General features: G+C 70.2%; 13 protein-coding genes. 11 read left to right on the top strand and 2 right to left on the bottom strand.

Annotation, left to right across the window (positions count from 1 at the left end; all coding sequences use genetic code 11):
* Positions 1-2: 2 nt before the first annotated feature.
* From INT51_RS03320 to INT51_RS03295, 6 genes are all read left to right on the top strand, one after another.
* Complete coding sequence (locus INT51_RS03320; RefSeq protein ID WP_193103780.1) at positions 3-815, top strand: IclR family transcriptional regulator; 813 nt, start codon at positions 3-5, stop codon at positions 813-815.
* A 109-nt stretch (positions 816-924) separates the two neighbouring features.
* Entirely contained in the window at positions 925-1,824 is a 900-nt protein-coding gene (locus tag INT51_RS03315; protein ID WP_193103779.1) for a formate/nitrite transporter family protein, read from the top strand.
* A gap of 9 nt (positions 1,825-1,833) precedes the next feature.
* Positions 1,834-2,721 carry an alpha/beta fold hydrolase gene (locus tag INT51_RS03310; protein WP_193103778.1) on the top strand — a complete coding sequence of 296 codons (888 nt, stop codon included), beginning with the start codon at positions 1,834-1,836 and terminating at the stop codon, positions 2,719-2,721.
* Between the two features lie 131 nt (positions 2,722-2,852).
* Positions 2,853-4,535: a urocanate hydratase gene (hutU, locus tag INT51_RS03305; RefSeq protein WP_193103777.1), complete on the top strand. Its 1,683-nt coding sequence runs from the start codon at positions 2,853-2,855 to the stop codon at positions 4,533-4,535.
* Positions 4,536-4,604: 69 nt separating this feature from the next.
* Positions 4,605-5,867 carry an imidazolonepropionase gene (hutI, locus tag INT51_RS03300; RefSeq protein ID WP_193103776.1) on the top strand — a complete coding sequence of 421 codons (1,263 nt, stop codon included), beginning with the start codon at positions 4,605-4,607 and terminating at the stop codon, positions 5,865-5,867.
* A gap of 11 nt (positions 5,868-5,878) precedes the next feature.
* Positions 5,879-7,294, top strand: coding sequence for a YjiH family protein (locus INT51_RS03295; protein WP_193103775.1), 1,416 nt, complete (start codon positions 5,879-5,881; stop codon positions 7,292-7,294).
* A 35-nt stretch (positions 7,295-7,329) separates the two neighbouring features.
* Here INT51_RS03295 and INT51_RS03290 read toward each other — a convergent pair whose 3' ends face one another.
* On the bottom strand, positions 7,330-7,842 hold the full coding sequence (locus INT51_RS03290) for a hypothetical protein (RefSeq protein WP_193103774.1): 513 nt from the start codon (positions 7,840-7,842) through the stop codon (positions 7,330-7,332).
* 50 nt (positions 7,843-7,892) lie between these two features.
* On the opposite strand from INT51_RS03290, the gene hutH reads away from it, so the two are divergent.
* The 3 genes from hutH (at position 7,893) to INT51_RS03275 (ending at position 10,972) form a co-directional block, all read left to right on the top strand.
* Entirely contained in the window at positions 7,893-9,461 is a 1,569-nt protein-coding gene (gene hutH / locus INT51_RS03285; RefSeq protein WP_193103773.1) for a histidine ammonia-lyase, read from the top strand.
* 105 nt (positions 9,462-9,566) lie between these two features.
* On the top strand, positions 9,567-10,568 hold the full coding sequence (locus INT51_RS03280) for a TerC/Alx family metal homeostasis membrane protein (protein ID WP_193103772.1): 1,002 nt from the start codon (positions 9,567-9,569) through the stop codon (positions 10,566-10,568).
* A 164-nt stretch (positions 10,569-10,732) separates the two neighbouring features.
* Positions 10,733-10,972 carry a lysoplasmalogenase family protein gene (locus INT51_RS03275; RefSeq protein ID WP_304502064.1) on the top strand — a complete coding sequence of 80 codons (240 nt, stop codon included), beginning with the start codon at positions 10,733-10,735 and terminating at the stop codon, positions 10,970-10,972.
* A gap of 33 nt (positions 10,973-11,005) precedes the next feature.
* On the opposite strand, the gene INT51_RS03270 is transcribed toward INT51_RS03275, so the two are convergent.
* Positions 11,006-12,391 carry a TerC family protein gene (locus tag INT51_RS03270; RefSeq protein ID WP_193103770.1) on the bottom strand — a complete coding sequence of 462 codons (1,386 nt, stop codon included), beginning with the start codon at positions 12,389-12,391 and terminating at the stop codon, positions 11,006-11,008.
* Positions 12,392-12,603: 212 nt separating this feature from the next.
* Here INT51_RS03270 and INT51_RS03265 point away from each other — a divergent pair, with 212 nt between their 5' ends.
* Positions 12,604-13,092 (top strand): hypothetical protein, encoded by a 489-nt coding sequence (locus INT51_RS03265; RefSeq protein ID WP_193103769.1) that lies wholly within the window; start codon positions 12,604-12,606, stop codon positions 13,090-13,092.
* A 9-nt stretch (positions 13,093-13,101) separates the two neighbouring features.
* Complete coding sequence (locus INT51_RS03260) at positions 13,102-14,784, top strand: metallophosphoesterase (RefSeq protein WP_193103768.1); 1,683 nt, start codon at positions 13,102-13,104, stop codon at positions 14,782-14,784.
* Positions 14,785-14,788: the final 4 nt, after the last annotated feature.

The raw sequence follows: 14,788 nt of genomic DNA, 5'->3' as shown, positions 1-14,788 counted from the left end.
TCATGGCACCTCCGAAAGCTCCGGCCGCCGACGCGACGCTGCGCCTGCTGACCTATCTCGCCTCGCGCCGCTCCCCGGTCCCCGCGGTGCGCATCGCCGAACAGCTCGACCTCCCGCGCTCGCGCACCTACGACCTGCTCGCGACCCTCGTCGAGCACGGGTACGTCATGCATCTGGGCGACGAGCGCCTCTACGGGCTCGGGCCCGCAGCGCACGAGCTCTCCGGCGCCTACCTGCGGCAGGAGCCGCTCGCACGTCTCGGCCGACGCGTCATCGAGACGATGGTCGATGACGTCGGGGAGTCCGGCCATCTCGCGGTGCTGCACGGCCGCGACGTGCTCTACGTGATCGAGGAGAGGGCCCGCAACCGGCCCAGTCTGGTCACCGACGTCGGTGTGCGCCTGGCCGCGCACCTCACCGCCAGCGGCCGCGCGATCCTCGCCGAGCTCCCGCCTGCTCAGCTGCGCACACTCTACGGCCGCGATGCCGACTTCACCTCCCGCACCGGCGTGCCCGGACCGGAGACGCCGCGCGGCCTGCGCGAGCTGCTCACGCGGGTGCGTCGTGACGGCATCGCCCGGGAGGCCGGGGAGGTCACCGACGAGCTCGCCTCGGTGGCCGCCGTGGTGCGCGATCACGCCGGCTGGCCGGCGGCGGCCGTCGCGCTCACCTTCGTCGAGAGCCGGATCGACGAGGAGGGCCAGGAGCGTCTGGCCCGGGCAGTGCGCGCCGCGGCCCAGGAGCTCACCCGCCGCCTCCTCGGGCGGCCCGAGGGTCATCCGGCCGGACGCCCCGAACCATCTGCCGGAAAGTAGTCGGACTGGTGCCTCGCCTGATCGTGCGAGTGGCCCGGTGACTCTCCGTTCACGGTCGTTCCTGCTGGTAGCGTGCGCCGCAGTCGGATCCGCAGAGGAGGCGCCGCCCATGAGCGACGAGACGCAGCAGGGCGGGAAGGCTCCTGATCACCGTGCGCACGACGGTTCGGCGGGAGACCAGGTGCGTGAGCGCGTCCAGCTCGGCGAGTCCGACGAGGCGGTCGAGGACAAGCTGGTCGAGGAGTTCCGCAGCACCGTCGAAGAGGGTGCGAACCGCCTGAACCGGACCTGGCGCGCCCTGATCATCACGGGCCTGTTCGGTGGGATCGACGTGGGGCTCGGGCTGATGGCCATGCTCGCCGTGCTCGCGGCCACCGACTCGAAGCTGTTGGCCGGGCTGGCGTTCGGCATCGGCCTGTATGCGCTGCGCCTCGCGCACTCGGAGCTGTTCACCGAGGACTTCCTGGTGCCCATCAACGCGATCGCCGCCGGCCACGGCACCTGGAGGCAGCTGCTGCGACTGTGGACGGTGACGCTGGTGACGAACCTGGCCGGCGGCTGGTTGTTCGCGTGGTTCATCGTCGCCGCCTTCCCCCGCTTCGACGCCGTGCTGATCGAGGCCGGCCGCGGGTACATGGAGAAGGGCCTGACGCTCGAGACGGCGGCACTGGCGCTGCTGGCGGGCTTCACCATCACCCTCGCGACACGGATGTCGCAGGGGTCCAGCGAGGGCATCACCACCTTGGCGAACGCCCTGATCAGCGGTTTCCTCGTGGTGGGTCTCGGCATGCTGCACGGAGCGCTGAACTCCGCGGTGATCTTCGGGGCGATGCACGCGGGGGCCGACATCACCTACACCTCCTGGCTCGTGTGGTTCGCCTGGGTGATCCCCTTGAACATGGCCGGCGGGCTGGTGATGCTCACCCTGCCGCGCCTCGTGCGCACCCGGGAGCTGCTGGCGCGGGAGCGCGCCGCGCAGCGGGAGAGACGTGCCGCGAGCACGGGATAGCGTCGGGTCATGGACTTCGTGACGATGAGCGACGGCGCTCGCCTGGCGACCTGGACCGATCCGGGCCCGGCGGAGGCGCCGGCCGTGATCCTCGTCCACGGCGGCCCGGGGTTGTGGGACTACCTCGCCCCGCTCGCCGGGCTGCTCGCCGGGCGGGCCGTGGTCCACCGTTACGACCAGCGCCGCTGTGGCAGCTCGACCGGTCCCGAGGGTGCCGAGGCACGCGCTGTCGGAGCTCGCCCCGGCGCTGCCACGGCGCCCGCGGATCTCACCATGGAGCGCTTCGTGGCAGACATCGAGGAGCTGCGAGCAGCGTTCGGTCACGAGCACGTGGTGCTGATCGGGCACTCCTTCGGCGCAACTCTCGCTCTCGCCTACGCCGGCGTGCACCCCGAGCGGGTGATCGCCCTGGGTTACGTCGACGGGGTCGGGGTCGGGAACTGGCGCGCCCCGTACCGCACCGAGCGCATGCGCCGCCTCGCGCCCTGGGCGGAGCGCTTCGCACAGCTCGACGGGCGCGAGCGCACCGCTGCGGAGGAGATCGAGTGGCGGCGACTGCAGTGGGCGACGGACTACGCCGACCCGCGGGCCGGCTACGACCTCGCCCTGCCGATGGCGCGCTCCCCGCACCGGATCAATCGCTCGGCGAATCAGGCCCTGACCTTCGATGACATGGACCAGATCACCTGGGCGACGGCAGTGCGCTGCCCCATCACCTTCATCCACGGCTCCGCGGATCCCCGCCCCGTCGGCCCTGTGGTGGCGCTCGCCGCTCACACCCGTGCGCCCCGCAAACGGATCGTGCCCGACGCCGGGCACCTCCCGTGGGTCGAGCAGCCCCAGCGGATGCAGGAGCTCCTCGCAGAGGTCGTGGTCTCCGCGAGTCACCGCGACTGACCAGGTCACTGCCCGCACCTCGACCCTCGTGTCCGGCATCCCGGACACAACCGGTCTGCGGGGCCTTCACCAGCGCCGGTGGCAATGGTGTCCTGGGTGGAACGACCGTCCCCGCGACCCAGGAGCCGATGATGACCCTTCCCGGAGCCCGCCCCGTCCGCGCCCCCCGCGGCACCGCCCTCACCGCGAAGTCCTGGCAGACCGAGGCGCCGCTGCGGATGCTCATGAACAACCTCGACCCCGAGGTCGCCGAGCGCCCCGACGACCTGGTCGTCTACGGCGGCACCGGCCGCGCCGCCCGCTCCTGGGAGGCCTACGACGCACTCGTCGAGACGCTCGAGGACCTCGAGGACGACGAGACGCTGCTGGTCCAGTCCGGCAAGCCCGTCGGCGTGCTGCGCACGAACGAGTGGGCGCCGAGGGTGCTGCTGGCCAACTCCAACCTCGTCGGTGACTGGGCGACCTGGCCCGAGTTCCGCAAGCTCGAGGCCGAGGGCCTGACCATGTACGGGCAGATGACTGCCGGCTCCTGGATCTACATCGCCACCCAGGGCATCCTCCAGGGCACCTACGAGACCTTCGCCGCCGTCGCCGAGAAGCGCTTCGGCGGCACCCTCGCCGGCACCATCACGCTGACCGGCGGCTGCGGCGGCATGGGCGGCGCGCAGCCCCTGGCCGTCACCCTCAACGACGGCGTGTGCCTGATCGCCGACGTGGACCGCACCCGCCTTCAGCGGCGCGTCGCCAAGCGCTACTGCCACGAGATCGCCGACGACCTCGAGGACGCGATCGCCCGTGCCAACGCCGCCACGGCGCAGAAGCGCGGGCTCTCGATCGGCATCGTCGGCAATGCGGCCGAGGTCTTCCCCGCGCTGCTGGAGCGCCACCGCGCCGGCGACATCCACATCGACGTGGTCACCGATCAGACCAGCGCCCACGACCCTCTGTCCTACCTGCCCACCGAGGTGAGCGTGGAGGACTGGCAGCGCGAGGCCGACTCGGATCCTGAGGGCTTCACCAAGAAGTCCCGCGAATCCATGGCCCGCCAGGTCCGGGCCATGGTCGAGTTCCAGGACGCCGGCGCCGAGGTCTTCGACTACGGCAACTCGATCCGCGACGAGGCCCGCCAGGCCGGCTACGACCGTGCCTTCGAGTTCCCCGGTTTCGTCCCCGCCTACGTGCGCCCCCTGTTCTGCGAGGGCATGGGGCCCTTCCGCTGGGTGGCGCTGTCCGGGGACCCCGAGGACATCGCCGTCACCGACGCGGCGCTCAAGGAGCTGTTCCCCGAGAACGAGCACCTGCACCGCTGGCTCGACGCCGCCGCCGAGTACGTCGAGTTCGAGGGGCTGCCTGCCCGCATCTGCTGGCTCGGATACGGCGAGCGCCACCGCGCGGGGATGCTCTTCAACGACCTCGTGCGCGACGGGAAGGTCAAGGCCCCGATCGTCATCGGTCGCGACCACCTCGACTCCGGCTCCGTCGCTTCCCCGTACCGCGAGACGGAGTCCATGCTGGACGGCTCCGACGCGATCGCCGACTGGCCGCTGCTGAACGCCCTGACCGCCACCTCCTCCGGCGCCACCTGGGTATCCATCCACCACGGCGGCGGCGTCGGCATCGGCCGCTCGATCCACGCCGGCCAGGTGGGTCTGGCCGACGGCACCGAGCTCGCCGGCCGCAAGCTGGAGCGCCTGCTGACCAATGACCCCGCCATGGGCGTGATCCGCCACGTCGACGCCGGCTACTCGCGGGCCGACCACGTCGCCCACGAGCGGGGGGTGCGCGTCCCGATGACCCCCACCCGCAGGGACTGACCCCGCCCTCACCGCGTGCGCGACCAACCCCCCCCCCGCACGACCCCTCATCGCCCAGGAGGCACGCCCATGACGAGCACCCTGATCACCGGCATCAGCGAGCTGTGGACCCTGGATCCCGCACTCGATGACCCCGCCCGCCCCGGCCGGGTCACCGACGAGCAGGTCCACCGGAAGGCGGCCCTGGTCCTCGAGGACGGCGTCGTCGCCTGGAGTGGCCCGGCCGCGCAGGCCCCGCCGGCCGACGCCGCCGTGGACCTCGGTGGGCGTGCCGTCCTGCCCGGGTGGGTCGACTCCCATACGCACCTGATCTTCGACGGCGATCGGGCCGCGGAGTTCGAGGCGCGCATGGCCGGGCAGGCGTACGCCGCCGGCGGCATCGGCGTGACCACCGGGGCCACCCGCTCGGCCTCCGAGGAGCGCCTGCGCTCCCTGGTGCGCTCGCGCGTCGCCGAAGCGGTCGCGGGCGGAACCACCTGCCTGGAGACGAAGACCGGGTACGGCCTCACCGTGGAGCAGGAGCTGCGCGCGGCCCGTCTCGCCTCGGCCCTGGTGGAGGCGGGCGAGCTCGACGAGGTCACCTTCCTCGGTGCGCATCTGGTGCCGAGCGAGTTCGCCGGGAGGGCTGAGGAGTACGTCGACCTGGTCACCGGCGACATGCTCGCCGCGGTCGCCCCGCACGTGCGCTGGATCGATGTGTTCTGCGAGGACGGCGCCTTCGACCCGGAGCAGTCGCAGCGGGTGCTGCGCGCCGGAGCCGAAGCGGGACTCGGCCTGCGGGTCCACGGTCACCAGCTGGGCCGCTCCGGTGGCGTCGCCCTCGCAGTCGAGCTCGGAGCGGCGAGCGTGGACCACGTGAACCACATGGAGGACTCCGACGTCGAGGCGCTCGCGGCGACTGCCGATCGCGACACCCGCCCCGGGAGCGCGGCGGGCCACCTCGCCGTCGATGCCGGGCCCACGGTCGCCACCGTGCTGCCGGCCTGCGACCTCTCCACCCGCGCGCCGCTCGCCCCGGCCCGCCGTCTGCTGGACGCGGGCGCGGCCGTCGCGATCGCCTCGAACTGCAACCCGGGCACCAGCTATACGAGCTCGATGAGCTTCTGCGTGGCCACCGCGGTGCTGCAGATGCACCTGTCCCTGGCCGAGGCGATCCGCGCCGCTACCCGCGGCGGGGCCCTCGCCCTGCGCCGCGAGGACGTCGGCCACCTCGCGGTCGGGGCCCGCGCCGACCTGCACGTGCTCGACGCCCCCGCCGCCATCGACCTCGCCTACCGGCCGGGCATGCCGCTCACCCACCAGGTGTGGCGCGCCGGGGCCCTGATCTCCTGAGGAGGCCGTCGATGACGACGCCTGATTCCCTCGCGACCCCCGACGACTCCCGCCCCGGCGCAGGAGACGAGTTCTTCACCGGCTCCGCTGCGGACCGCGCCGGCTCCGTGATCTGCGCGGACGGGAGCGAGCGCGCGATCCCTCCGCACCGCTGGCGCTTCCTCGTCTACAGCGTGGTCGGCCTGGCCATGTTCTTCGCGTCGATCGAGATCGGCGGCACGTCCACCATCCCTGTGGACCACGTCCTGACCCTGGTGCAGTGGGTGCTGGGCCCCCTCGTCCCGTGGGTGGTGGTGGCCCTGGTGCTGCTGGGGACGATCCGTCCCTTCATCACCGGGTCCTGGCGCAAGGGCGCACTGCGCACCTGCTTCGCGGTCGTGAACGTCGTCGGCCTGGTGGTCGCGGTGTGCGCTGCGGCCGGCTACTACCCCGGGCCCCTCGCGAACCCCGACATCGGACCCTTCCTGTGGGAGAAGCTCGCCATCCCCGTGGGCCTCATCGTGCCGGTCGGCGCGGTGTTCCTCGCGCTGCTGATCAACTACGGGCTGATGGAGTTCATCGGCGTGCTGGTGCAGCCGATCATGCGCCCCGTGTGGAAGGTTCCCGGCCGCGCCGCGGTCGATGCGGTCGCCTCCTTCGTCGGCTCCTACTCGCTGGCCCTGCTGATCACGGACAAGGTCTACCGCGAAGGTCGGTACACCGGCCGGGAGGCGTCGATCATCGCGACCGGCTTCTCGACGGTCTCGGCGACCTTCATGGTGATCGTGGCCAGCACCCTGGATCTGATGCATCACTGGACGCTCTACTTCTTCCTCACCCTCGCGGTGACCTTCGCGGTCACGGCGATCACCGTGCGGATCCCTCCGCTGCGAGGGGTGGCCGATGTCCCCGTCGAGGGCGTGGAGCATGCGCCGGAGCCGGTGGCGCACGGCAACCGCTTCGCCCACGCCTGGGACGAGGCGATGCGGGCCCTCGCCGGAGCGCCCGGTCTGGTGCGCGGCACCTGGTCGACCGTCAAGGACGGCGTGCTGATGAGCTCCGCGATCGTCCCCTCGATCCTCTCGATCGGGCTGGCGGGCCTGCTGCTCGCGACCTATACCCCGGTGTTCGACCTGCTCGGCTGGTTGTTCGTGCCGTTCGCATTCGTGGTGGGTCTGCCGGACCCGGCTCTCGCCGGGAAGGCCGCCGCGGTGGGCATCGCGGAGATGTTCCTGCCGGCCACCGTGGTCGCCGGCCACGAGTCGGAGGTGCTGCGCTTCACGATCGGCGTCACCGCCGTCTCGCAGATCATCTTCTTCTCGGCTCTGGTGCCCTCGATCCTGGCCACCTCGATCCCCGTCAGCGTGGGCCGGCTGGTGGTGCTCTGGTTCGAGCGTGTGGCGCTGACGATCCTGATCACCGCGCCCCTGGCGCACCTGCTGCTATGAGCGCGGTGCAGCGATCAGTGCCCAGCGCCCGGGCCCTACCGGCCCCGCCACGCGTCGTAGGGGCCCCAGTCGAACATGGTGCGGTGCGCATGGACCTTCCGGCCGTCACGACCTTCCACCGTCAGGGTGCGGACGCCGCGGCTCTCGTATCCTCTGACGTCCGTGATGTCGGCATACCGCACGGTGCGGGTCCCGCCGAAGAAACCGCGCCGGGTGAAAGCCTCCGGCCCCGCCTCGACGCAGATGATCACGGTGCCCCAGTGCAGGACCACCGCGCCCAGCATCACCAGAGTGCTGGCGAGCAGCCGTCCGCGGAGGCCCGCAGGGTCCGAGCCGTCGGTCGCGCCGGTCGCAGCCAGCACCGCGCCGATTGCCAGCAGGAGCGTGGCGAGCGCCGCGGCCCACACCGGCATCCGCCTCCGAGTGGGACGGCGGCGATCCACCCGGAGCACGACATAGATCACCAGCAGCCCGATGCCCGCCGTGAACACACCGAGCAGCACCACGGAAAGCACCCCCGCGATCGGATCCGCCCACAGCTGTTCCACCGCTCCAGACTACGACCGCACTTCCCGTTCCTCCCAGGAGTTGATCCCCGATGACCAGCACGACCACCCGCCCCACCGACGACCCCACCGTCGCCCTCTCCAGCTCCGGTCTCACCGCCGCGGACGTCCTCGCCGTCGCTCGGCACCACGCCCGCGTGGACCTCGACCCTTCCGCCCGTGAGCAGGTCGCCTCCGTGCGCGCGCATATCGACGCGCTCGCCGCCGGCGAGACCCCCGTCTACGGCGTCTCCACCGGCTTCGGCGCACTCGCCGACACCTCGATCCCGCCCAGCATGCGCCACGCCCTGCAGCGCTCCCTGATCCGTTCCCACGCCGCCGGCGCCGGCCCGGAGGTGGAGACCGAGGTGATCCGCGCCCTGATGCTGCTGCGAGCCCGCACCCTCGCCTCCGGTCGCACCGGAGTGCGCCCCGTCGTGGTCGAGACGATCCTCGCCCTGCTCAACGCCCAGATCACCCCGATCGTCCACGAGTACGGCTCCTTGGGCTGCTCGGGCGACCTCGCGCCGCTGTCGCACTGCGCGATCGTGCTCATGGGGGAGGGACGCGCCCGGGACCGCGACGGCGTGGAGCGCCCCGTGCCCGAGCTGCTCGCCGAGGCCGGTATCGAACCCGTGCTGCTGGAGGAGAAGGAGGGCCTGGCTCTCATCAACGGCACCGACGGCATGCTGGGCATGCTGCTGATGGCGATCGCCGACCTCGACGAGCTGGTGCGGACCGCCGATCTCGCCACGGCTCTCACGGTGCAGGGGCTGCGTGGTCGCGACAGTGTGTTCAGGCCCGAGCTGCATGCGCCGCTGCGCCCGCATCCGGGCCAGGCGGCATCGGCCGCGAACATCTTCGCGGTGCTCGCCGGGTCCCCGATCGTCGCCGACGTCGCCGCCGAGGGCTCCCGCGTGCAGGATGCGTACTCGCTGCGCTGCGCCCCGCAGGTCGCCGGCGGTGTGCGCGACACCCTCGAGCACGCCCGGACCGTCGCCGAGCGGGAGCTGGCCGCATCGATCGACAACCCCGTCGTGCTCGAGGACGGCACCGTCACCTCCAACGGCAACTTCCACGGCGCCCCGGTCGCCTACGTGCTCGACTTCCTCGCCGTGGTCTCCGCGGATCTCGCCTCGATCGCCGAGCGTCGCACCGACCGGATGCTCGACAAGTCCCGCTCGCACGGGCTGCCGCCCTTCCTGGCCGACGATCCGGGCGTGGACTCCGGCTTCATGATCGTCCAGTACACCCAGGCGGGATTGGTCTCGGAGATGAAGCGGCTCGCGGTCCCGGCGAGCGTGGACTCGATCCCGTCCTCCGCGATGCAGGAGGACCACGTGTCGATGGGCTGGCACGCTGCCCGGAAGCTGCGCACGAGCGTGCAGAACCTGCGCCTCGTGCTCGCCATCGAGCTGCTCACCGCGGCCCGCGCGATCGACCTGCGCGCGCCGCTGACTCCGTCGGCCGCCTCGGTCGCAGCGATCGAGGTGCTGCGCCGCACGGTCGAGGGTCCCGGGTCGGACCGCTTCCTGGCCCCCGACATCGCCGAGGCCGAGGCGCGGCTGCTGGACGGGACGGTGCTCGCCGCCGCTGAGGAGGTGACCGGGCCGCTTCGGTGAGCGGGCGGTCGATCCGGGCCACATCAGGGGGTGGTGGAGGAGTACCCTGTCTCGGTCCGTCTCGGTTCCACGGGGCGAGAAGCCCTCACAGTCGGAAGAAGGCCCATGGGAGAACTGAGCCTCGGCTTCGAGATCACGGCCCTGGTCGTGCTCGTCGCCATCCTCGTCACGGATCTGCTCCTGGTCCTGAAGCGCCCCCATGTGCCCTCCATGCAGGAGTGCGCCCGGTGGATCGGGTTCTATGTCAGCCTCGCACTGGTCTTCGCGGTGGTCCTGTACTTCGTGGGCGGTATGGCGCCGGCCTCCGAGTTCGTCACCGGCTGGCTGCTCGAGTACTCGCTGAGCGTCGACAACCTGTTCGTCTTCATCGTGATCATGGCGAAGTTCGCCGTGCCGAAGCGCTACCAGCAGGAAGCGTTGATGGTGGGCATCATCATCGCGCTGATCGCGCGCGCCATCTTCATCCTGGCGGGCTCGGTGATCATCGAGAACTTCGCCGGCGTCTTCTACCTGTTCGGCGTGTTCCTGCTGTGGACCGCCTGGAAGCAGACGAGGGAGGACGAGGACGGCGGCTCCGACTCGTTCATCATGCGGGCGGTGCGCAAGGTCCTCCCTGTCTCCGACGCCTACGACGGGAAGAAGCTGCGCACGGTCGTGGACGGGAAGAAGCTGTTCACGCCGATGCTGCTCGTGTTCATCACCATCGGCCTGACCGACGTGATGTTCGCGCTCGACTCGATCCCCGCGATCTTCGCAGTCACCCAGAACCCGTTCCTCGTCTTCACCGCGAACCTCTTCGCGCTGATGGGGCTGCGCCAGCTGTACTTCCTGCTGGGTGGCCTCGTCGACCGCCTGGCCTACCTCAAGTACGGGATCGCCGTGGTGCTCGGCTTCATCGGCATCAAGCTGCTGATCCACGCGATCCACGAGGCACCGATCGAGTTCGTGCCCGGCTTCTCGACGCTGGAGAAGATCCCCGAGGTGCCGATCTGGCTCTCGCTGGCCGTCATCGTTGTGGCCATGGGGGCGGCGGTGCTGGCGTCGATTCTCTTCGCGCCGAAGACCCCTACACAGGCCGACGAGAGCGGCGTGGACGCGGATCACTGAGCCCTCGCTCCGCCGCCGACTGATGTCGCGCACCGTGAGCCGACCGTCGGGCCGCTGCGGTGACCTGGCCACGCCGAGGCGGGACGGTCGGCCCACGGGTTCGCCCGCAGTCCGCCTGATGCTCACACGCCGTGGGGGCAGGGGCCAGCTGTCCGAGCGGGGAGGTGCCGGCAACCACGTCGACAGCCGCGCTCGCGACCGGACTCGGTCCCGTGGCGGGTATCGGGGGAGCGGTCTTCGTCGTCTCCGACGCGCTCATCGCAGTGGATGCCTTCGACGTACTGCCGCTGCCGGCCCAGGGATTCTGGGTGGTGAGCACCTACGTCCTCGCCCAGCCACTGCTCGTGCTGGCGGCGCGTCACGACCCCGGTGCCCGACGGATGCAGAAGGCGCCCCCCGGATGATCCGGGGAGCGCCTTCTGCGAGACGGCCGGGGCTTAAGCCTTGAACGCGGTGCGAGCTGCTTCGCGCTCGCGGTGCTTGGCCTCCTTCTCGGCGAGAGCGGCCTCCTCCTCCGCGACGGTGGTGACATTGCCGTTGGGGTCGGTCGAGACGGTGCCGTCGGCCCGGGTGACGACGAGGCCCTCGGGCTGCTTGTCGGAGCGCTCGCTGCGCTCATTGAAGCTGACACGCGTGTCATGGACCTTGTGGGCGTCCGCGAGCAGCTCACGCACGTTCTTCTCGGCGACGACCATGTCCTGGAATCTCGCGGGCAGGCCGTCCACGATCTTCTCGTGCTCGATCATGCGTTCGTACATCGTGTCGCGCTTGGCCTCGAAGGCCGCATAGGTCATCTCCACGTAGGCGAGGGCCTCGCGGTGCGCGTTGTTGACGGCCGCCTGGGCCCGCCCCTTCGGCGACAGCAGCGACCACAGCACTGTGAGGATCAGGACGCCGAGGATCACGGTCAGCGACACCGGCGTGGAGACCTCGGACACGTTGAAGGGCTCGCCGCCATTGATGAACGGGAGTTCGTTGGTGTGCAGCGCATGCAGGACGAGCTTCACGCCGATGAAGGCGAGGATGATCGACAGGCCGTAGGAGAGGTAGACCAGGCGGTCGAGCAGTCCGTCGATGAGGAAGTACAGCTGGCGCAGGCCCAGCAGTGAGAAGGCCGTCGCGGTGAACACGATGAAGGTGTTCTGGGTGAGGCCGAAGATCGCCGGGATCGAGTCCAGGGCGAACAGCAGGTCGGTGCCGCCGATAGCGATCATGACCAGCAGCATCGGGGTGAGGACGCGCTTGCCGTTCTCGATGGTGAACAGCTTGTCGCCGTCGTACTCGTCGCTCGCCGGCAGGACCTTCTTGACCACGCGGACGAAGAAGCTGTCCTTCTGCTCCTCCTCACCGTCGTCGCCCCCGCTGCGCAACTCGTCGAGGAGCATTTTGCCAGCGGTGACCAGGAGAATGGCGCCGAAGATGTAGAAGGTGAAGGAGAGGAGTTCGATCGCTGCGGCGCCGATCGCGATCATGCCCGAGCGGGCGATGATCGCGAAGGTGATGCCGAACAGCAGCACCTTCTGCTGATCCTCACGGGGCACCGCGAAGGCACCGATGATGATGAGGAACACGAAGAGGTTGTCGACCGAGAGGGCCTTCTCGGTGACGTACCCAGCAAAGTACTCGGTGCCCATGACCGTGCCGCCGAAGACCAGGACGGCGACGCCGAACAGCAGGGCGATGCCGACGTAGATCGAGGACCAGACCGCTGCTTCGCCGATGGTGGGGATATGCGCCTTGCGCACATGGAAGAAGTAGTCGAAGGCCAGAAGCCCCAGGATCAGCACGATCGTGAGGATCCAGATCAGGGGGGAGACAGTCATGTTCCTGCTTTCCTGGGTCGCGTGATGGACCCGGGTCTCTCCACCTGTCGAGTCGCTCGACAGGCCACTGCACTCGGAGAACCTTCGTCAGTCCTCGTGATGACGTGTGCAGCGTGGCGGATACTCCCCCGTTGCCAGTACGAACTCTATCGGACCCCGGCCAGGACCGGATGCGAGGGTTCTCACGCCCCGGTGCCGATCCTCCCTCGGCAGTGCGTACCGCGATAGTCCGGGTGTGCCCTGCCGCACCCGTCGTCGACGGCCGGTACAGCGTCGAGCAACTGATCGCGGGCTCGGACAGCTCGAACTTCTACACGCCCGATCGTCCTGCGATCGCCGACACCTACGGCGGGCCGTCCGAGACGGTCCTGGGCGAGGAGCTGTGGACGCTGATCGAGTTCCTACCCGGCTTCTCGATACTGGAGAAGATCCCCGAGGTGCCGATCCGGCTCTCGCTGACGGTGATCGTGGTATCCATGGCGACCGCGACCGTTGCCCCGCTCCTGTTCCACCGAAGCACTCCGACCACTCCGAGCAGAAGGCCGAGAGTGAGTCCTCCTCGGACGAGTGACGTCGGGGCGGCCCGCGGGTTCGCCCGCAGTCCGCGTGATGGTCACCCGCTGTTGGGGCGGGGGCCAGCTGCCCGAGAGGGGAGGTGCCTAGCCTCGGGCGTGATCGTTCACGTCCAGCTGCCCCGATGAGGAGACCTCATGCCTGTCCCGTCCCCTATGGACCGACGCACCGTCCTGCGACTGCCGATCGGCGTCGGTGCGATCGGCGCCGGTGCGGGCGCGTTCGCCGCCTCGGCCTCCGCGGCTCCGGCCGCTCCGACGGTTCCTGTCTCGGACGAGGCCTGGACCTTCGGCCTGATGTGCGACACCCAGTGGGGTGCCGACGCCGACGGGGAGAACCCCGGCTCCATCGCCGGAGGCCTCCAGCGGCTGATCGACGAGCGCATGATCGAGCAGGGTGTCGCCTTCCTGATCCAGGTCGGCGACAACGTCGACGTGGAGGACGACCGGTACAACGATCGCCCCGACGTGCGCACCCTTCCGATCAAGGGCGAGCTCGTCCAGCCCCTGTACGACGCCGGGATCGGCTTCTACACCCTGCGCGGCAACCACGAGTCCTCGCAGACCGCCGCCCAGGAGCTGCCGCAGGTCTTCCCCCAGCACCTCGGCGAGGGCGAGAACCCGCTGGGCGGCGCCACGGACTTCTCCTCCCCGTCCGATCTGCTCGCGGGACTGTCGTACTCCTTCGACGTGAAGAACGTCCGGATCATCATGCTGGACCAGTTCACCCGCCCCGACGGCTCGGGCTCGACGGGGGACAACATCCTGGACCAGCTCGACTGGATCGAGGAGCGCGTGATGAGCCGCGGCGAGGGCATGCACTGCATCATCGCCGCCCACAAGAACCTCGTCGGCGGCAACCATGTTGATTGCTTGTTCGGCTCGGACCCCTCTGACAACCCGGATGGCGTCGATCGTTTCCTGCGGATCTGCGACGAGGGCGGCGTCGCCTTCGTCTGGGGCGGGCACGACCACCACCACAAGCGCTCCGTCATCACCAGCGCCGACGGCAGGCACAGCGTCGAGCAGCTGATCGCGGGCTCGGACAGTTCGAAGTTCTACACGCCTGATCGTCCCGCGATCGCCGACACCTACGGCGGGCCGTCCGAGACGGTCCTCGCCGAGGAGCTGTGGACGCTGACCCACTACGTCATCACCGTCGACGGCCCGAACCTGAGTGTCGACTTCTTCTCCATGAGCACGGGCGTCGACTACGGCCCGGCGTCCCTCTCCGCGACCCCGCCGGAGACCGGCTGGTCCTGGCGCGAGAGCTGGGGCACCTCGCTGAACGGCGCGAGCTTCGTGGTCGCCCCCGGTGAGCAGTACACCGCGGTGACCGACGAGTTCGAGGGCTCCACCGCCTCGATCATCGACGGGACGAACACCTCCGAGCTGACCGACTACGCCGGGCGCGTCATGTCCCGGCGCATCGTCACCGGCTGGGAGCCCGCGCAGGCCGGGGACGCCTCCCACCGTCTCCACCTCCGGGGGATGCACCACAACATCGCACTGCACGACGAGGAGCTCACCGGGCAGCTGCCTGACCAGGACGAGACCGGCCAGGGGGACCGCTTCGTCCTCGAGCTCACCGGCGATGCCCGCACCTTCCGCGCGGACGGCAGCTACGGGCTGGCCCAGCGCACCGACAGCGGCCGCTGGGTCAATGCCGTGGACAGGAATCACGCGGGCACCAAGGAGTTCGTCAAGGGCGCCTACCGCGAGGGCCACGAGGTCGGCACCTACGGCGTGGATCCCCGCACCAAGAAGGCCTGGGCCGTGCTCGACCACGGCGGAGTCTTCGCCCTGCGTCGCGGGATCTGAGGGC

The organism is Brachybacterium sp. FME24, assembly GCF_014897705.1.
GTDB lineage: Bacteria > Actinomycetota > Actinomycetes > Actinomycetales > Dermabacteraceae > Brachybacterium.
This window is presented reverse-complemented; position numbering and strand designations above follow the sequence as displayed.